The 16,377-nt window shown below is 71.0% G+C and carries 17 protein-coding genes; 7 read left to right on the top strand and 10 right to left on the bottom strand.

The window, feature by feature from the left end; all coding sequences use genetic code 11:
- Positions 1-25: 25 nt before the first annotated feature.
- Both ACZ4TR_RS25520 and ACZ4TR_RS25515 read right to left on the bottom strand, forming a co-directional pair.
- Positions 26-1,213, bottom strand: coding sequence for a class I SAM-dependent RNA methyltransferase (locus ACZ4TR_RS25520; protein WP_465289331.1), 1,188 nt, complete (start codon positions 1,211-1,213; stop codon positions 26-28).
- Positions 1,210-3,243: an APC family permease gene (locus ACZ4TR_RS25515; RefSeq protein ID WP_465289330.1), complete on the bottom strand. Its 2,034-nt coding sequence runs from the start codon at positions 3,241-3,243 to the stop codon at positions 1,210-1,212. The genes ACZ4TR_RS25520 and ACZ4TR_RS25515 overlap by 4 nt, the downstream gene beginning before the upstream one ends.
- Before the next feature lie 94 nt (positions 3,244-3,337).
- Between ACZ4TR_RS25515 and ACZ4TR_RS25510 the strand changes: the two genes are divergently transcribed.
- Positions 3,338-4,003, top strand: a complete 666-nt coding sequence (locus ACZ4TR_RS25510; RefSeq protein ID WP_465289329.1) for a potassium channel family protein — start codon at positions 3,338-3,340, stop codon at positions 4,001-4,003.
- Positions 4,000-4,656: a potassium channel family protein gene (locus tag ACZ4TR_RS25505; protein ID WP_364519171.1), complete on the top strand. Its 657-nt coding sequence runs from the start codon at positions 4,000-4,002 to the stop codon at positions 4,654-4,656. The genes ACZ4TR_RS25510 and ACZ4TR_RS25505 overlap by 4 nt, the downstream gene beginning before the upstream one ends.
- Positions 4,657-4,808: 152 nt before the next feature.
- On the opposite strand, the gene ACZ4TR_RS25500 is transcribed toward ACZ4TR_RS25505, so the two are convergent.
- Together ACZ4TR_RS25500 and ACZ4TR_RS25495 are read right to left on the bottom strand one after the other, a co-directional pair.
- Positions 4,809-5,534, bottom strand: a complete 726-nt coding sequence (locus ACZ4TR_RS25500; RefSeq protein ID WP_364519173.1) for a DUF3159 domain-containing protein — start codon at positions 5,532-5,534, stop codon at positions 4,809-4,811.
- 9 nt (positions 5,535-5,543) lie between these two features.
- Entirely contained in the window at positions 5,544-5,924 is a 381-nt protein-coding gene (locus ACZ4TR_RS25495; RefSeq protein WP_072480405.1) for an OB-fold nucleic acid binding domain-containing protein, read from the bottom strand.
- Between the two features lie 106 nt (positions 5,925-6,030).
- Here ACZ4TR_RS25495 and ACZ4TR_RS25490 point away from each other — a divergent pair, with 106 nt between their 5' ends.
- On the top strand, positions 6,031-6,744 hold the full coding sequence (locus tag ACZ4TR_RS25490) for an alpha/beta fold hydrolase (protein WP_465289328.1): 714 nt from the start codon (positions 6,031-6,033) through the stop codon (positions 6,742-6,744).
- 58 nt (positions 6,745-6,802) lie between these two features.
- Here the strand turns inward: ACZ4TR_RS25490 and ACZ4TR_RS25485 are convergent, their stop codons facing one another.
- Together ACZ4TR_RS25485 and dut are read right to left on the bottom strand one after the other, a co-directional pair.
- Positions 6,803-7,474, bottom strand: coding sequence for a DUF3710 domain-containing protein (locus ACZ4TR_RS25485; protein ID WP_465289327.1), 672 nt, complete (start codon positions 7,472-7,474; stop codon positions 6,803-6,805).
- Positions 7,474-7,977 carry a dUTP diphosphatase gene (gene dut / locus ACZ4TR_RS25480; RefSeq protein WP_364519177.1) on the bottom strand — a complete coding sequence of 168 codons (504 nt, stop codon included), beginning with the start codon at positions 7,975-7,977 and terminating at the stop codon, positions 7,474-7,476. The genes ACZ4TR_RS25485 and dut overlap by 1 nt, the downstream gene beginning before the upstream one ends.
- A 24-nt stretch (positions 7,978-8,001) precedes the next feature.
- On the opposite strand from dut, the gene ACZ4TR_RS25475 reads away from it, so the two are divergent.
- Positions 8,002-8,484, top strand: a complete 483-nt coding sequence (locus ACZ4TR_RS25475; RefSeq protein ID WP_465289326.1) for a DUF3093 domain-containing protein — start codon at positions 8,002-8,004, stop codon at positions 8,482-8,484.
- A gap of 138 nt (positions 8,485-8,622) precedes the next feature.
- Here ACZ4TR_RS25475 and ACZ4TR_RS25470 read toward each other — a convergent pair whose 3' ends face one another.
- The gene (locus tag ACZ4TR_RS25470) at positions 8,623-8,931 is read right to left on the bottom strand and encodes a DUF4193 domain-containing protein (RefSeq protein WP_086676737.1); all 309 of its coding nucleotides are present in this window, start codon (positions 8,929-8,931) and stop codon (positions 8,623-8,625) included.
- Between the two features lie 515 nt (positions 8,932-9,446).
- Here ACZ4TR_RS25470 and cei point away from each other — a divergent pair.
- Positions 9,447-10,130, top strand: a complete 684-nt coding sequence (cei, locus tag ACZ4TR_RS25465; protein ID WP_465289325.1) for an envelope integrity protein Cei — start codon at positions 9,447-9,449, stop codon at positions 10,128-10,130.
- Positions 10,131-10,274: 144 nt separating this feature from the next.
- Here the strand turns inward: cei and ACZ4TR_RS25460 are convergent, their stop codons facing one another.
- Positions 10,275-11,093: an inositol monophosphatase family protein gene (locus tag ACZ4TR_RS25460; RefSeq protein WP_465289324.1), complete on the bottom strand. Its 819-nt coding sequence runs from the start codon at positions 11,091-11,093 to the stop codon at positions 10,275-10,277.
- Between the two features lie 64 nt (positions 11,094-11,157).
- On the opposite strand from ACZ4TR_RS25460, the gene ppgK reads away from it, so the two are divergent.
- On the top strand, positions 11,158-11,925 hold the full coding sequence (ppgK, locus tag ACZ4TR_RS25455) for a polyphosphate--glucose phosphotransferase (RefSeq protein WP_465289760.1): 768 nt from the start codon (positions 11,158-11,160) through the stop codon (positions 11,923-11,925).
- A gap of 199 nt (positions 11,926-12,124) precedes the next feature.
- The gene (locus ACZ4TR_RS25450) at positions 12,125-13,525 is read left to right on the top strand and encodes an RNA polymerase sigma factor (RefSeq protein WP_364519185.1); all 1,401 of its coding nucleotides are present in this window, start codon (positions 12,125-12,127) and stop codon (positions 13,523-13,525) included.
- A gap of 72 nt (positions 13,526-13,597) precedes the next feature.
- On the opposite strand, the gene ACZ4TR_RS25445 is transcribed toward ACZ4TR_RS25450, so the two are convergent.
- Both ACZ4TR_RS25445 and glgB read right to left on the bottom strand, forming a co-directional pair.
- Positions 13,598-13,990, bottom strand: coding sequence for a hypothetical protein (locus ACZ4TR_RS25445; RefSeq protein WP_465289323.1), 393 nt, complete (start codon positions 13,988-13,990; stop codon positions 13,598-13,600).
- Positions 13,991-14,167: 177 nt separating this feature from the next.
- Positions 14,168-16,375, bottom strand: a complete 2,208-nt coding sequence (glgB, locus tag ACZ4TR_RS25440; protein ID WP_465289322.1) for a 1,4-alpha-glucan branching protein GlgB — start codon at positions 16,373-16,375, stop codon at positions 14,168-14,170.
- Positions 16,376-16,377 lie beyond the last annotated feature (2 nt).

Raw genomic sequence — 16,377 nt, 5'->3', positions numbered from 1 at the left:
TGTGACGGCCACCACCGACAAAAACTCAGGACAGCAGCGCGACGCATTCCACGTGGTGGGTCATCGGGAACGCGTCGAACGCCCTCAGATCCGTCAGGCCGTAGCCGTGCGAAGCGAAGGTCGCCAGGTCGCGGGCCAGTGCCGCCGGGTCGCACGCCACGTAGACGATCCGATCGGGTGAACCCGCCACGATCGACTCCACCACCGCCTTGCCCGCGCCCTTGCGCGGCGGGTCCAGCACCACGACGTCCACCGGTTTCGCGGCCGACTCCAGCAGGTGCTCGACGCGCCCGGCCTGCCAGGACACCTGCGGCAGGTCGGCCAGGTTCTTCTCCCCGTCGGCGACCGCGCGCCGGCCGGACTCGATCGCCAGCACCCGGCCCGACGAGCCGACCTGCGAAGCCAGCACCGACGCGAACAACCCGACCCCGGCGTAGAGGTCCCAGGCCGATCCGCCCACGGGCGCCTCCGCCCACTCGGCCACGACGGCGGCCAGCGTCGACGCCGCCGCCGGGTGGACCTGCCAGAAACCGTGCGCGTCGAGGTGCCAGTCGCGGCCCGCCGCGTGCTGGACCGCCACCCCGCCCGCCAGCTGCCGGGCGCGGACCTTGCCGCGGACCGTGGACAGCTCGCGCACGTGGACACCGCCGTCGCCGTCGCTGGTCACCTCGATCTCGCTGCCCGGCCGCCAGCGCCGCGCCAGGACGTCGTCGAGCGCGCCCGGGACCGCGATCGGGCAGTCTTCGAGGGCCACCACGCGGTGGCTGTGGTGGGCGCGCAGGCCCGCGCGCCCTTCGCGGTCGGCGACCAGCCGGACGCGGCTGCGCCAGTCGAGCGGACCGCCTTCGAGGGCTTCCACGAAGACCTCGCGCTCGATCCCGGCCAGCCGCTGGAGCTGCTCCGCCACGACGGCGGCCTTCAAGTCACGTTGGTACGAAGGAGAAGCGTGCTGCCAGTCGCAGCCGCCGCAGCCACCCGGGACCGCGAGCGGGCACGGCGGTTCGACCCGGAACTCCGAAGCCGAAAGCACCTCGATCGCGTCGCCGCGGCAGAACGAACCGCCGTTGTCCTCGGTGACCTCGACGCGCACCCGCTCGCCCGGCAGCGCGTGCCGGACGAACACCACGCGGCCTTCGGCGCGTGCGACGCAGTGGCCGCCGTGCGCCACCGCGCCGACCTCCACCTCGAGAACCCGGCCCAGCCAGCTGGTCATTCGGCGGGCTCCTTGGGTTTGGGGGTGGCGATGGGTTTTCCGTTGGGTGAGAAGCCGCGGCGGACGTCACCGGCCGCCGGGCGCTCGTTGCGGACGCGCGCGGCCGCTTTCGCCGAGGACTCCAGCTGCCACGGCACGCTCGCCACGATCACGCCGGACTGGAACAGCAGGCGGCCCTTGAGCCGCAGCGCGCTCTGGTTGTGCAGCACCTGCTCCCACCAGTGCCCGACCACGTACTCCGGGATGAACACCGTGACCACGTTGCGCGGGTTGTCCCCGCGCACGCGCTTCACGTAGTCCAGCACGGGTTTCGTGATCTCGCGGTAGGGCGACTCGACGACCTTGAGCGGCACCTTGAAGTTGTGCGCGTCCCATTCGGCGGTCAACCGGCGCGTGTCCGCGTCGTCCACGTTGACCGTCACGGCTTCGAGGACGTCCGGGCGCATCGCCTTGGCGTAGGCCAGCGCGCGCAGCGTCGGCCGGTGCAGTTTGGACACCAGCACGATCGCGTGGTTGCGCGACGGCAGCACGGTCGGGGTGTCGCCGAGGTCCTTCAGCTCGTCGGCGACGCGGTCGTAGTGCTTCCGGATCGCCGTCATCAGGACGAAGATCGCCACCATCGCCGCGATCGCGATCCACGCGCCCAGCAGGAACTTGGTGATGAGCACGATCACCAGCACGACGCCGGTCATGGTCAGGCCGACCGCGTTGACCGTCTGCGAGCGCCGCATCCGCCGCCGCACGCCGGGGTCGGTTTCCTTGGCCAGCAACCGGTTCCAGTGCCGGATCATGCCGGCCTGGCTCACCGTGAACGACACGAACACGCCCACGATGTAGAGCTGGATGAGGCGGGTCACCTCGGCGTCGAACGCGATGATCAGCACCAGCGCGAAGGCCGAGAGGAACAGGATCCCGTTGGAGAACGCCAGCCGGTCGCCGCGCGTGTGCAGCTGCCGCGGGAGGTAGCGGTCCTGCGCGAGGATCGAGCCCAGCACCGGGAAACCGTTGAACGCGGTGTTCGCGGCCAGCAGCAGGATGATGCCGGTGGAGAAGGAGATGTAGTAGAACGCCGGCGGGAAGTCGGCGAACACCGCGTGCGCGATCTGCGCGACGATCGTCTTCTGCTCGTAGCCGGCCGGCGCGCCGGCGAGCTGCTCCGCCGGGTCCTCGGCGAACTTGACGTCGGTGATCGTGGCCAGCGTGATGATGCCGACCAGCATGGTCACCGCGAGCACGCCCATCATCAGCAGCGTGGTGGCCGCGTTCTTCGACTTGGGTTTCTGGAACGCCGGGACGCCGTTGCTGATCGCCTCGACCCCGGTCAGCGCCGCCGCGCCGGAGGAGAACGCCCGCAGCACCAGGAACGCGTACGCCACCCCCGCGAAGGTCCCCTCGGCGTTCAAGGTGAACCCGGCGCTTTCGGCCTTCATCTCGGTGCCGGTGGCGGCTTGCACCAGACCCCACACGACCATGACCAGAATGCCCAGGATGAACCCGTACGTCGGGATCGCGAAGGCCTTCCCCGACTCCCGGATGCCGCGCAGGTTCAGCGACGTCAGCACGACCACGATGACGATCGAGGCCAGCACCTTGTGCTGTGCCACCCACGGCACCGCCGACCCGATGTTGGCCACGCCGGACGAAGTGGACACCGCGACCGTCAGCACGTAGTCGACGAGCAGCGCGCTCGCCACGGTCAGCCCGAACTTCCCGCCCAGGTTCGTGTTGGCGACCTCGTAGTCGCCGCCGCCGCTCGGGTACGCGTGCACGTTCTGCCGGTAGGACGCGACGACGACCAGCATGACCAGGGCGACCATGATGCCGATCCACGGCGCCAGCGCGTAGGCGGACAGGCCCGCGACGCTCAGTGTCAGAAAGATCTCTTCGGGTGCGTACGCCACGCTCGAGAGCGCGTCGGACGCGAAGATGGGCAGCGCGATGCGCTTGGGGAGGAGCGTGTGAGCGAGCCTGTCACTGCGGAACGGACGTCCGAGGACCAGGCGTTTCAGCACGGTCGGGAACTTCGACACCACGGAAGCCTAACTGTACCGGCGCACGGTAGGTTCGGCGCTGGCATGTCGGGGTAGGTACGGACGGGTCAACCCGCCGAAGAGGAGGCAGGGCGTGCACGTGGTGATCATGGGATGCGGCCGGGTAGGCGCGTCCCTGGCCGCTGCGCTGGAGCGGCTCGGCCACGAGGTGGCCGTCATCGACAAGAGCCAGCAGGCGTTCCGCCGGCTCGGCAGCGACTTCCACGGCCAGCAGGTCGTCGGGGTCGGGTTCGACCGCAAGGTGCTGATCGAAGCGGGCATCGAGCGGGCCGGCGCGTTCGCCGCGGTGTCCAGCGGCGACAACTCGAACATCATCTCCGCGCGGGTCGCCCGCGAGAACTTCGGCATCGAGCACGTCGTCGCGCGGATCTACGACCACAAGCGCGCGGCCGTGTACGAGCGGCTGGGCATCCCGACGGTGGCGACCGTGCCGTGGACCACCGACCGGTTCCTGCGCACGCTCCTGCCGGACGGCGTCGCGTCGGCGTGGCGGGACCCGTCGGGCAACATCGCGCTGCTGCAGCTGCCGCTGCACGAGGGCTGGGTCGGGCACTCCGTCCGGTCGCTGCAGGAGGCGTCCGGCGCGCGGGTGGCGTTCATCATGCGCTTCGGCACGCCGGTGCTGCCGGACGGCAAGACGATGGTGCAGGACGGCGACGACGTGTGGGTGGCGGCGCGTTCCGGCACGGTCAGCGACGTGACCAGTGTGGCCAACCGCGAACCGGAGGACGAGGCATGAGGGTCGCGATCGCCGGGGCGGGCGCGGTGGGGCGCTCCATCGCCAGCGAGCTGATCGACGGCAGGCACCAGGTGATGCTCATCGAGCGGGAGGCCGACCAGTTCGAGCCGCAGACCGTCGAGCAGGCCGACTGGGTGCTGGGTGACGCGTGCGAGGTGTCGATCCTGGAGGAGTCCGGGATCGAGCAGTGCGACGTCGTGATCGCCGCGACCGGCGACGACAAGGCGAACCTCGTCGTGTCGCTGCTGGCCAAGACGGAGTTCGCGGTCCGGCGCGTGGTGGCGCGGGTGAACAACCCGGCCAACGAGTGGCTGTTCACCGAGGCCTGGGGCGTCGACGTCGCCGTGTCGACCCCGCGGATGCTCGCGGCGATGGTCGAGGAGGCGGTCAGCGTCGGCGACCTGGTGCGGCTGATGACGTTCCGGCAGAGCAACGCGAACCTCGTCGAGCTGACGCTGCCGGCGGAGACCCCGCTGGCCGGCAAGCCGGTGAGCGAGCTGACCCTGCCGAGGGACGCGGCTTTGGTGACGATCCTGCGGGGCGACCGCGTGATCGTGCCGCAGCCGGAGGACCCCCTGGAGCCGGGCGACGAGCTGTTGTTCGTCGCGACGGCGGACGTCGAGCCGGAGATCCGGACGGCCCTGGGCTACTGAAAGCCGTGAAGGCCTCCTTACCGGCTCCTATGGCCGGTAAGGAGGCCTTCACGGCTTTACGACTTTGGGCGGCCGGAAATGTCGGTGCTCCCCGGTAACGTGGAAAACGGGGGCGCCCCCACGCGCGCGGGTTGTGCGGGTTGTGCGGGATGTCAGGCTTCGGGGGCCTGGGCGTACTTCTCGCGCAGCCGGGCTTCGACCTCGGCGTCGGTCTCCGGCTTGGGCTCGTCCTCCGCCTGCGCCTTGAGCCGCTTGTCCGACCGGCGCACCGCCCAGACCACCACCAGCAGGCCCAGCGCGTACAGCGGGTACCCCATCGCGATCTTCGCGAAGGCCAGCCAGCCGGTGTAGTCCTCCTGGTAGAGCCACCGCTGGACGACGAACCGGGCCGCGAACACGGCCGCCAGGGCCAGCGTCGCGATGTCGTAGGCGTAGCGGGACGGCTTGTCCTTGCGCCACGCCTGCCCGGTGCCGTTCAGCACGTTCCAGACGACGCCCGCGATCGGCCACCGCACGACCACCGACAGCACGAAGATGCCGCAGTAGACGAGGCTCGCGTAGATCCCGAAGAGGAAGAACCCCTTCGCGGACCCGGTGCGGTAGGCGATGAACGCCGCGATCGCGACGCCGAAGAAACCGGAGATCGCCGGCTGCAGGGGCTCCTTGCGGACCACCCGCAGCACGGTGATGGCCACCGCGCTGCCCACCGACGTCCAGATGGCGGCGGTCAGGCCGAAGAAGGCGTTCGCCAGGACGAAGACGATCACCGGCACCGACGAGTAGATCAGGCCGGACACGCCGCCCATCTGCTCGAGCAGGGTCGGCTGCGGTTCTTCTTCCGCGTCGGTCTTCTTCTCGCTCGGGGCGGGTTCAGTCACGATGGGTGATCAACTCACTGGGCTCTGGAGCTCGTAATAGGGGTTGTACAGCACCTTCTGGCCGTCACGCTCGGCCATCCGGCCGCGCACCTTGATCGTCCGGCCAGGCTCGATGCCCGGGATCCGGCGGCGGCCGAGCCAGATTAGCGTCACGCCCTGTGTCCCGTCGAACAGCTCCGCCTCCAGCGTGGCGGCCTCGTTCGTCGGGCAGAGCTCCACGCTGCGGAGTCTCCCCATCACGGTGACCTCTTCGCCGGAACGGCAGTCGCAGGCCCGCTGGGCGCCCTCGGCGCCGGACCTCATCGACATCTCATCGGCGTCGAGCTCGTCGACGTCGCTGGTCAGCTTGCGTACCAACCGGCTGAAGTAGCCGCCGTCTTTGGCGGACATAGGTGCTCCTGTGCTCCGGGGCCCGGCGACAACCTGCTTGCGGCCCGTGCGATTCCAGCGTACTGCGGTCCCCGCCAGGGAAACGCCTTTGCGCAAAGATCGCAACGTGACGTCCGCGATCAGAGTTCCCCCGGCGGTGCTGCTGCCCGGCACCGGCTCGGACGAGGTGTTCGTCCGAGCGGTCTTCGCCGGCCCGCTGCGCGCCCTCGGTGTCCCGCTCATCGCCCCACCGCCACCGCCCGGTGCGGCCCTGGCGGACGGCTACCTGGCGACACTGGACGCGCTGGCGGACGAACACGGCGAACTGCTCGTAGGCGGCATTTCGTTCGGTGCCCACCTCGCCGCGGAGTGGGCCGTGGCCAATCCGGGCCGTTGCGGGGGCCTGCTGGCCGCGCTCCCGGCCTGGAACGGCCATCCGGGCCAGGCACCCGCATCGCTGGCCGCGACGCTGTCCGCGGATCTGGTGGCCGATTCCGGCGTCGACGTCGCCCTGGCGCAGACGGCGGGCAGCCCGGACTGGCTGCGCGCGGAACTGGACCGGGCGTGGCGCCGCCACGGCGACGGGCTGGCGGCCGGCCTGCGCGTCGCCGCGGGCCGCCCGTCCCCGGCACTGGCCGAGCTGGCGGGGCTGGCCGTCCCGGCCGGGGTCGGCACGTGCACCGACGACCCGATCCACCCGACGAAAGTCGCGGCGGAGTGGGCTCGCGCGCTCCCCCGCGCTTCGCTCGGCGAGACGACGCTCACGGCGCTGGGCGCGGATCGGGAGTCCCTCGGCCGGGCGACCGTGCTCGCCTTCCTCCGGGCGCTGAAAAAGCCGTGAATGTCGCATTGAGGGACGTGAAGTCCCTCAATGCGACATTCACGGCTTCGGCCGGGCGTCAGCCCTGTTGCTGCTGGGCCGCGATGTGCTCGGCGACGGCCTCGGGCAGCGTGATGGTGAGCGGGGTGCGGACCGGCATCGGCGCGTCGCCGCGGTCGACGATCGTGCGCCGCACGATCCCGCGCAGCACCTCCACCGCCGCCGCGGCCTCCGACTGCGGCCCGGCGATGACGCCGCGCAGCATCCAGCGCGGCCGGTCGACGCCGACGAAGCGCAGCGAGACGTCGCCGACGATGGCCGAGATCTCCAGGCCCCACACGCCGCGGCCGATGTTGACCTTGGCGCCGTCGGCCCGCAGCTGCTCGGCGAGCTCGGTGCTCACCTCGCGCCAGAGACCGCCCGAGCGCGGCGCGGCGTAGGCGCTGACCGTGATCTGGCCCTGCTCGGTGACGACGTGCACGGCGCGCACGCCGCCGGTCTCGGGGTCCATCTCGACCTGGACCTGGGATCCGTCGGGCACCGGCACCTTCACCGAGCCGAGGTCGATCCGCGGGACGCCGTCGTCCTCGAAGTCCGCGACGTCGAACGGGCCGTCGGAGACGTCCGACAGCTCGTCGTCCTCGTCGTACGCGTCGTACGCGTCGTCCTCGATCGTGTCGTCGGCCTCGGGCGCGCCGTGCCTTCCGCCGGACCCGCCCTCGGTCCGCCGCTTGCGTCCGAAAATCCCCACTACTTCTCCGTTCCTTCCCCAGCCACGGCGCTCGCGGCGAGCGCGTCTGCTCCCAGTGTGGCGTGTCCACCCGTCGAGCCGTAGCCTCCGTCGCCCCGTTCGGTGGCGTCGAGCTCGGCGACCTCGACGAATTCGGCGTGTTCGACCCGTTGCACGACCAGCTGGGCGATGCGGTCGCCGCGCGCGAGCTTCACCGGGTGCACCGGGTCGTGGTTGATCAGGCAGACCTTGATCTCCCCGCGGTAGCCCGCGTCGATCGTGCCCGGTGTGTTCACCACCGAGAGGCCGACCCGGGCGGCCAGGCCCGACCGCGGGTGGACGAACCCCGCGTACCCGGGCGGGAGGGCGATCGCGACGCCGGTGCCGACGACGCCGCGTTCCCCGGGTTTCAGGACGATATCCGAGGTCGTGACGAGATCGGCGCCCGCGTCGCCCGGCCGGGCGTAGGCGGGCAGCGGGACATCCGGGTCGAGCCGGGAGAGGAGTACCTGAACGCTGGACACGGGCGGCGAGATTACTCTCTACCCGTGGGTGAATCTGCGAAGACGGCCGCGAGTGCCGCGGTCCGGCATTCCGAACGGCTGTACGTGCCGTGGTGGGGCTGGCCGCTGCCGGTGCTGGGCGCGGTCCTGCTCGCGGCCGAGGTCGACATGGGCTACCCGGGCATCCGGGCGTGGCTGCCGTACGTGATCGCGCTGCCGGTCGTCGTCGGGCTGATGCTGTCGCTCGGCCGCTCGAAGGTCCGCGTCACCGGCGGTGACGAGCCGGAGCTGTGGGTGGGCGACGCGCACCTGCCGCTGCGCTACGTCGGCCAGGTCGAGATCTTCGACAAGGACGCCAAGCGCAAGGCGCTGGGCCGCGACGGCGACCCCGCCGCCTACGTGCTGCACCGCGGCTGGGTCGGCCCGGTCGTGCGCGTCACGCTCACCGATCCGGCCGACCCGACGCCGTACTGGCTGTTCAGCACCCGGCGCCCCGAGCGCGTCGCCGAGCTGATCAAGGGCGCCTGACCCGAGACAGGGGAAGGGGGCCGGCCTGCCGGCCGGCCCCCTTTGTCCCCAGCGCGCTTCGAGCCTCCCCCTTACTGCCCTCGAGGCTCTCCGTCGCGTCTGTTCGTCCCCGTGATCCTGTGCCGAGATCCCGCGCGGTCAGGCGCAGTCGCGGCAGATCAGGCGTCCGCCGCTCTCCTCGGCCAGCCGGCTGCGGTGGTGCACCAGGAAGCACACGGAGCAGGTGAACTCATCCGCCTGCTTCGGCACCACCTTCACGGTCATGTCCTCCCCGGAAAGCCCGGAAAGGTCGGCACCCGGCAGCTCGAAGTTCTCGGCGGTCGCGTCCTCGTCGACGTCGACGACGCCGGACTGGTTCTCGTTCCGCCGGGCCTTGAGCTCCTCCAACGAGTCTTCGGCCAGCTCGTCGGCTTCGCTGCGGCGCGGAGCGTCGTAGTCGGTAGCCATGTGTCCCTCACCCCTGCGATCAGCTTGTGTAGTCGTTTTCCCGGACCCCCGGGTGCGCCCGTGAGTCCGCCGTGCCGCTGGTCAACGTTCCAGGGCCGCTGTTTGTGCCCGACGGCCGAAGTGACCGAGGTCTCTTCTTTATGCGCCTCTTCCTGCGGCCGGAGCCCGCGAAGGGTAGCTCACGCCCGCGACGGTTCTGCAACGAGTCAGACATTGCCCGGGAATCGTCACCCGACAGGGGGAACCCGCAGGTAAGACGCGTTGTCGTCCGTTCGGGTTGCCCGGGGGTGGAGAACTTCACCGGCGACCCGTGTCCGCTTGCCCCGTCCGACCCCGCCGTGGTGCGATCGCCGCACGGGGATCGGTCGCGGGCGGGGTTCGGCGACGACCGGCGCGGCGGGGAATCCGGCGGGGTGACCCGGGACGCCGGGCGCCCGGCGCGGCGCCTAGGCTGATCGGCCACGACGGTGCCGGGTTCGCACGGTCGGTACGGATGTTCGGGAAGGGACGGGCGGGTGGCGTCGGGGAACGGCATCGGGGACCGTGGGACGCGGCCGTATCGCAGGCACAAGCCGCTGCCGGCGCTGATCGTCATCGGAGTGCTCGCGCTCGGCGCGATCGTCGTCTGGATCAACGCGGCCGTCGGCAAGGGTGACGTCGACGAGGCCGTCAAGTGCGACCCGGCCGCGAGCCCGCCGCCGGGGGTCACGTTCAGCACCCTCCCCCACAACGCCCTGGACGATCGCGCGCCGGTGCCGCCGGACAAGGTCGCCGTGAAGGTGCTCAACGCCTCCGGCACCCGCGGCCAGGGCGGCATCACCACCACTTCGCTGAAGGAGCTGGGCTTCACCGGCGCCGGCGAGCCGGCCAACGACCCCGCCTACGAGGGCCGTGAGGCCAAGTGCCGCGGCCAGATCCGCTTCGGCGAGAACGGCGTCACCGCGGCGAGGACGATCAGCCTGGTCGTGCCGTGCGCCGAGCTGGTCCAGGACAACCGCAAGGACGCGAGCGTCGACCTGGTCACGGGCACCCTCTTCGGGGACCTCCGGCCCCGCGCGGAGGCCCGCCAGATCCTCACGCAGCTCGCCGACTGGTCCAAGGCTCACCAGGGCGGCGGCTCGAACGAGCAGTCCACGGACGCGAAGGCCCCGGTCATCGACCAGACGTTGCTGGCCTCGGCCCGCGACGTCGCCTGCTGACGGCGCGTCACGACCCGCAACCCGCGCGTGTGGGGGCGCCCCCGTTTTCCACGCTACCGGCAGGCACCGACAGTTTCGGCCGCCCGAAGTCTTGAATGACTCATTCAGGACCTCCGGCGCTCTGAATGAGTCATTCAAGACCGCTCAGACCTCCGCCGCGCCGCAGTCGGCGATGACCTTCCGCAGCGGGTCGGCGATGGACGGCGCAGCCGCGTACGTGGCGTCCGGGCCCAGTTCCGGCGCCGATCCCGGCAGGTGCACCTCCGCGCCCGCCTCCGCCGCGATCAGGGCCCCTGCGGCCCAGTCCCAGCGGTGCAGCCCGTGCTCCACGTACGCGTCGAGCCAGCCCGCCGCCACCGCGCACAGGTCGAGCGACGCCGCGCCGTTGCGCCGGATGTCCCGGACCCGGCCCAGCAGCTCCGCCGCGAAGCGCGACTGGCGCGTCCGCCGCTCCGCCGAGTACGCGAACCCGGTCCCGACGAGCGTCAGCTCCAGCCGCGACGGCGCCGACACCGCCAGCCGGCGGCCGTCCAGGAACGCGCCCTGCCCGCGGGCGGCCGACCAGACGCGGCCGCTCGCCGGTTCCACCACCGCGCCGGCCACCGACTCGCCGCCGACCTGCGCCGCCACCGACACCGCGAACCACGGCAGCCCGTAGAGGAAGTTGACCGTCCCGTCGATCGGGTCGACGACCCACGTCACGCCGTCACCGGCGGTGCCGCCGCCCTCTTCGCCCAGGACCGGCTCCCCCGGCCGCAGCGAAGCCAGCCGCGCGCGCACGAGCCGCTCCGACTCGTGGTCCACCGCGGTCACGACGTCGGTGTCCGCGGATTTCGTGCCCACGGCCACCGACCGGCCGCCCGCCATCCCCTCCCAGGCCTCGCGGACCAGCTCGGCGGCGTCCGTCGCGACCTGCACCGCGACGCTTTTCAGCAACGACTCGTCAACTCCCACGTCCGACATGTCACCACATCCGGTTAAAGTCTCCGAGGCAGGCTTCTGAATCGTGCGAGAAGGGACCACGTCCGTGGTGGAGGCGACCCGCCGAGGTTTCGGCATCGACATCGGCGGCAGCGGGATCAAGGGCGCCTTGGTCGACCTGGACAAGGGGCAGCTCATCGGCGACCGCATCCGGATCGAGACGCCGAAGCCGTCCACGCCGTCGGCGGTCGCGGACGTCGTCGCCGAGATCGTGACGCAGGCGGGCTGGGACGGCCCGGTCGGCGTGACGCTCCCGGCGGTGGTCAAGAAGGGCGTCGCGCACACCGCGGCGAACATCGACAAGCAGTGGATCGGCACCGACGCCGACGCCCTCTTCGCCAAGCGCCTCGGCCGCGGCGTCGACCAGGTCGCGATGCTCAACGACGCCGACGCGGCGGGCATGGCGGAGATCCGCTTCGGCGACCCCGTCGCGCGCAAGGGCGTCACCGCCCTGCTCACCTTCGGCACCGGCATCGGCAGCGCGGTGTTCCAGGACGGCAAGCTCGTCCCGAACACCGAGTTCGGCCACCTGGAGATCGACGGCCACGACGCGGAGAAGCGCGCGGCCGCTTCGGTGAAGGACAACGAGGGCCTGTCGTACCCCGAATGGTCCAAGCGCGTGCACCGTTATCTGACCGTGCTCGAAAACCTGATCTGGCCCGATCTGTTCATCGTCGGCGGCGGGGTCAGCAAGAAGGCCGAGAAATGGGTGCCGCTGCTCGACATCCGCACGCCGGTGCTGGTGGCGACGCTGCAGAACAACGCGGGGATCGTGGGTGCCGCGGCGGCCGCGAGCGAGGGCATCCAGCACTAGATCCGGAGCCGATCTCCGGCGCCGGAGCGGGCCGGAGGGTGATCGCTTCGCGACGCATGCGCGTACCGTCGTTACAATGGAACACGGCCCACGGCTGCGGAGGCTAAAACCGCAGGCCGAGGCGTGATCCCCCGAATGTGAGGCAGCAGTGGCACCCGTGCCGTTGCTCGTCATGATCGACCGCTGCGAAAGGGCGTAAGTGGCAGCCGCAAGAACCGCAACCCGAGGCGGGACGAAGACCGCGACCGCAGCCGGCGAGCCGGCCGAAGAGGCAGCCACCGGGACGGCGAAGCCTGCGGCCCGCAAGACCACCACCGCGAAGAAGGCTCCGGCCAAGAAAGCTCCGGCGAAGAAGCCCGCGACCAAGGGCGCGAAGACCGAAGACGGCGAGCCGGACGGTCCCGTCGAGATCGACGAAGCCGAACTCGACACGCCCGACCTGTCGGACCTGGAAGAGGTCGAGGTCGACGTCGTCGACGAGACGGTCACCGACGAGCCGGACGCCGCTGAAGAAGACGATGACGACGACGAGTCGGACGAGGAGACCCCGGCGCAGCGCCGCCGTGGTGCCGCGGCCGACAAGGCGGCGGCCGCGAAGAGCTCCGACAACCCGGACTTCGTCTGGGACGAGGAGGAGTCCGAGGCGCTGCGTCAGGCGCGCAAGGACGCCGAGCTCACCGCGTCGGCCGACTCCGTGCGTGCCTACCTCAAGCAGATCGGCAAGGTCGCGCTGCTGAACGCGGAGGAGGAGGTGGAGCTGGCCAAGCGGATCGAGGCCGGGCTCTACGCCGCCGAGCGCGTGCGCACCGCCGAGGAGGAGGGCGAGAAGCTCGTCACCCAGATGCGCCGCGATCTCAAGTGGATCGTGCGTGACGGCGAGCGCGCCAAGAACCACCTGCTGGAGGCGAACCTCCGGCTCGTGGTGTCGCTGGCCAAGCGCTACACCGGCCGCGGCATGGCGTTCCTGGACCTGATCCAGGAGGGCAACCTCGGCCTGATCCGCGCGGTGGAGAAGTTCGACTACACCAAGGGCTACAAGTTCTCGACGTACGCCACGTGGTGGATCCGCCAGGCGATCACCCGCGCGATGGCCGACCAGGCCCGCACCATCCGCATCCCGGTGCACATGGTCGAGGTCATCAACAAGCTCGGCCGCATACAGCGCGAACTGCTCCAGGACCTCGGCCGCGAGCCGACCCCGGAAGAGCTCGCCAAGGAAATGGACATCTCCCCGGAGAAGGTCCTGGAGATCCAGCAGTACGCGCGTGAGCCGATCTCGCTCGACCAGACGATCGGCGACGAGGGCGACTCGCAGCTCGGTGACTTCATCGAGGACTCCGAAGCGGTCGTCGCGGTGGACGCGGTGTCGTTCACGCTGCTGCAGGACCAGCTCCAGTCGGTGCTGCAGACGTTGTCCGAGCGCGAGGCGGGTGTGGTCCGGCTGCGCTTCGGCCTCACGGACGGCCAGCCGCGCACGCTCGACGAGATCGGCCAGGTGTACGGGGTGACCCGGGAGCGCATCCGGCAGATCGAGTCGAAGACGATGTCGAAGCTGCGCCACCCGTCGCGGTCCCAGGTCCTGCGCGACTACCTGGACTGAGTTTCCTTCGGTACCAACGGAAGAACCCCGTCACCTCGGTGGCGGGGTTTCTTCCGTTTCAGGTCCGGCCGGTCAGGGAACGGCCAGGCCTCGCTCCCGCAGCGACTCCTCGACGCGCAGGCGTTCGATCTCGCGGTCCATGCCCTCGGGCAGCTCGGCGAGCCGGTGCGGGACGCCGACCTGGCGGCAGGCCTGCGTGAGGAGCTCGTCGTACGCCTGGCGCGTGCCGAAGCGCCGCGCGGCCGGGGTGCCGGACGGGTAGCCGGCCAGCAGGCGGTGCACCCGCCGCAGGTCCGCCGCGACCCGCTCGATCGGCGGACCCGCCGGTTGCGGCTTCGCGCGTTTCTCGCGCACCCACCGCAGCACCGCGGGGAACCGCAGCGCGCACCAGAACAACACCGTGGGAGCGATGCAGACCACGGCGAACAGGATCAGGTTCGCGAGGACGCCGCCGGCGCCGGCCATGCACTGATGGTAAGCCCGCGACGCGCGCCCGGCCGAGCCTTTTTCCGGGCATCTCGCGTGACTGAGCGGGCATCACGCGTGACTGAAGGGGCATCACGCGTGACTGAGCGGGCATCACGGGTGATGCCCCGCTGATCACGCGTGATGCCCGTCAGGACACGGGTGATGCCCCGTTCGTCACGGGAGGTCTGGGGGTGGGGGTTCCTCTTCGGTGAGCCAGAGGACACCCGCCGGCGGGAGCTGGAGGATCGCCGAGGCCGGCTGGCCGTGCCACGGGTCCTCCGTCGCCTCCACCAGGCCCAGGTTCCCGACGCCCGAACCGCCGTACGCCTCCGCGTCCGTGTTGACCACCTCGCGCCAGCGGCCTGCCGCCGGCAGGCCGACCCGGTAGTCGTGGTGCGGCACGCCCGCGAAGTTCGCGACGCAGGCCAGCCGCGAACCGTCGGCGCCGATGCGCAGGAAGCTCAGCACGTTGCCGCTGGAGTCGTTCGCGTCGATCCAGCGGAAGCCGTCCGGGGACGTGTCCTGGCTGAACAGCGCCGGCGTCGACCGGTACACCGAGTTCAGCGACCGCAGCAGGTCCTGGACCCCGCGGTGCAGCGGCTCGTCGAGCAGGTGCCAGTCCAGCGACCGCTGCTCCGACCATTCCTGCGGCTGGCCGAACTCGCCGCCCATGAACAGCAGCTGCTTGCCCGGGTGCGCCCACATGAACGCCAGCAGCGAGCGCAGCCCGGCCGCCTTGTTCCAGGCGTCGCCCGGCATGCGGCCCCACAGGGATCCCTTGCCGTGCACCACTTCGTCGTGCGAGAGCGGCAGCACGAAGTTCTCGCTCCACGCGTACACGAGCGAGAACGTCATCTCGTTGTGGTGGTACGCGCGGTGGATCGGCTCGTGCGACAGGTACCGGAGCGTGTCGTGCATCCAGCCCATGTTCCACTTGAACCCGAACCCGAGGCCGCCCAGGTGCGTCGGGCGCGTGACGCCCGGCCACGCCGTCGACTCCTCGGCCACCATCACGACGCCCGGGTGTCGCTTGTAGACGGTCGCGTTCAGCTCCTGCAGGAACCGCACGGCGTCCAGGTTCTCGCGGCCGCCGTACTGGTTCGGCAGCCACTCCCCTTCCTTGCGGGAGTAGTCGAGGTAGAGCATCGAGGCGACGGCGTCGACGCGCAGGCCGTCGAGGTGGAACTCCTCGATCCAGTACAGCGCGTTGGCGACGAGGAAGTTGCGGACCTCGTTGCGGCCGAAGTCGAACACGAGCGTGCCCCAGTCGGGCTGCTCGCCGCGGCGCGGGTCCGCGTGCTCGTACAGCGCGGTGCCGTCGAACTTCGCCAGCGCCCACGCGTCACGCGGGAAGTGCGCCGGCACCCAGTCCACGAGCACGCCGATCCCCCGCTGGTGCAGGCGGTCGACGAAGTAGCGGAAGTCGTCCGGGGAGCCGAACCGGGACGTCGGCGCGTAGTACGACGTCACCTGGTAGCCCCACGAGCCGCCGAACGGGTGCTCCGACACCGGCAGCAGCTCCACGTGCGTGAACCCGGTTTCGACCAGGTAGTCGCCGAGCTGGTCGGCCAGCTCCCGGTAGTCGAGCCCGGGCCGCCACGAGCCGAGGTGGACCTCGTAGACGCTCATCGGCGCCGCGGCCCACTCGGTCGCTTCGCGCTGGGCGACCCACACGTCGTCGTCCCACAGGTGCGCCGACGTCGTGACGACCGACGCCGTCGCGGGCGGCTGCTCCGTGCCGAACGCCATCGGGTCGGCCTTCTCGTGCCAGTTCCCGTCGGCCCCGAGGATCCGGAACTTGTAGCAGGTGCCGGGCCCGACACCGGGCACGAAGATCTCCCAGACCCCGGACGAGCCGAGCGAGCGCATCGCGTGCCCGCGGCCGTCCCAGCCGTTGAAGTCGCCGATCACGCGGATGCCGCGGGCGTTCGGCGCCCAGACCGCGAACGACGTCCCTTCGACGACGCCGCCCGGCGTCTCGTACGAACGGACGTGCGCGCCGAGCGCCTCCCAAAGCCGCTCGTGCCGGCCCTCGCCGATCAGGTGCAGGTCCAGCTCGCCGACCGTGGGCAGCCAGCGGTACGGGTCATCGGCCGTGACGGAGTGCCCGTCGTAGTCGATCTCCAGCCGGTAGTCGCCCGGGTGCTCGGGCACCGCGACGGCGAACAGGGCGTCGATGACCGGCTCCATCGGGTACCGGTCTTCGCCGCTGACCAGAGCCACGGCCTTCGCGCCGGGCAGCAGCGCCCGGGCCGCGAAGCCCTTGCCCACCGCGTGCACGCCCAGCACCGAGTGCGGGTCGTGGTGCGAGCCGGCCAGCAGCCGGTCGATGTCCGCGGCCGCCGGGGCCGCGGCCGGGAGGCCTTCCGGAACCGCGTTCACGG

Source organism: Amycolatopsis sp. NPDC028719, from assembly GCF_055565395.1.
The sequence above is the reverse complement of the archived record's forward strand: the minus strand, read 5'-3'. Positions and strand labels throughout refer to the sequence as shown.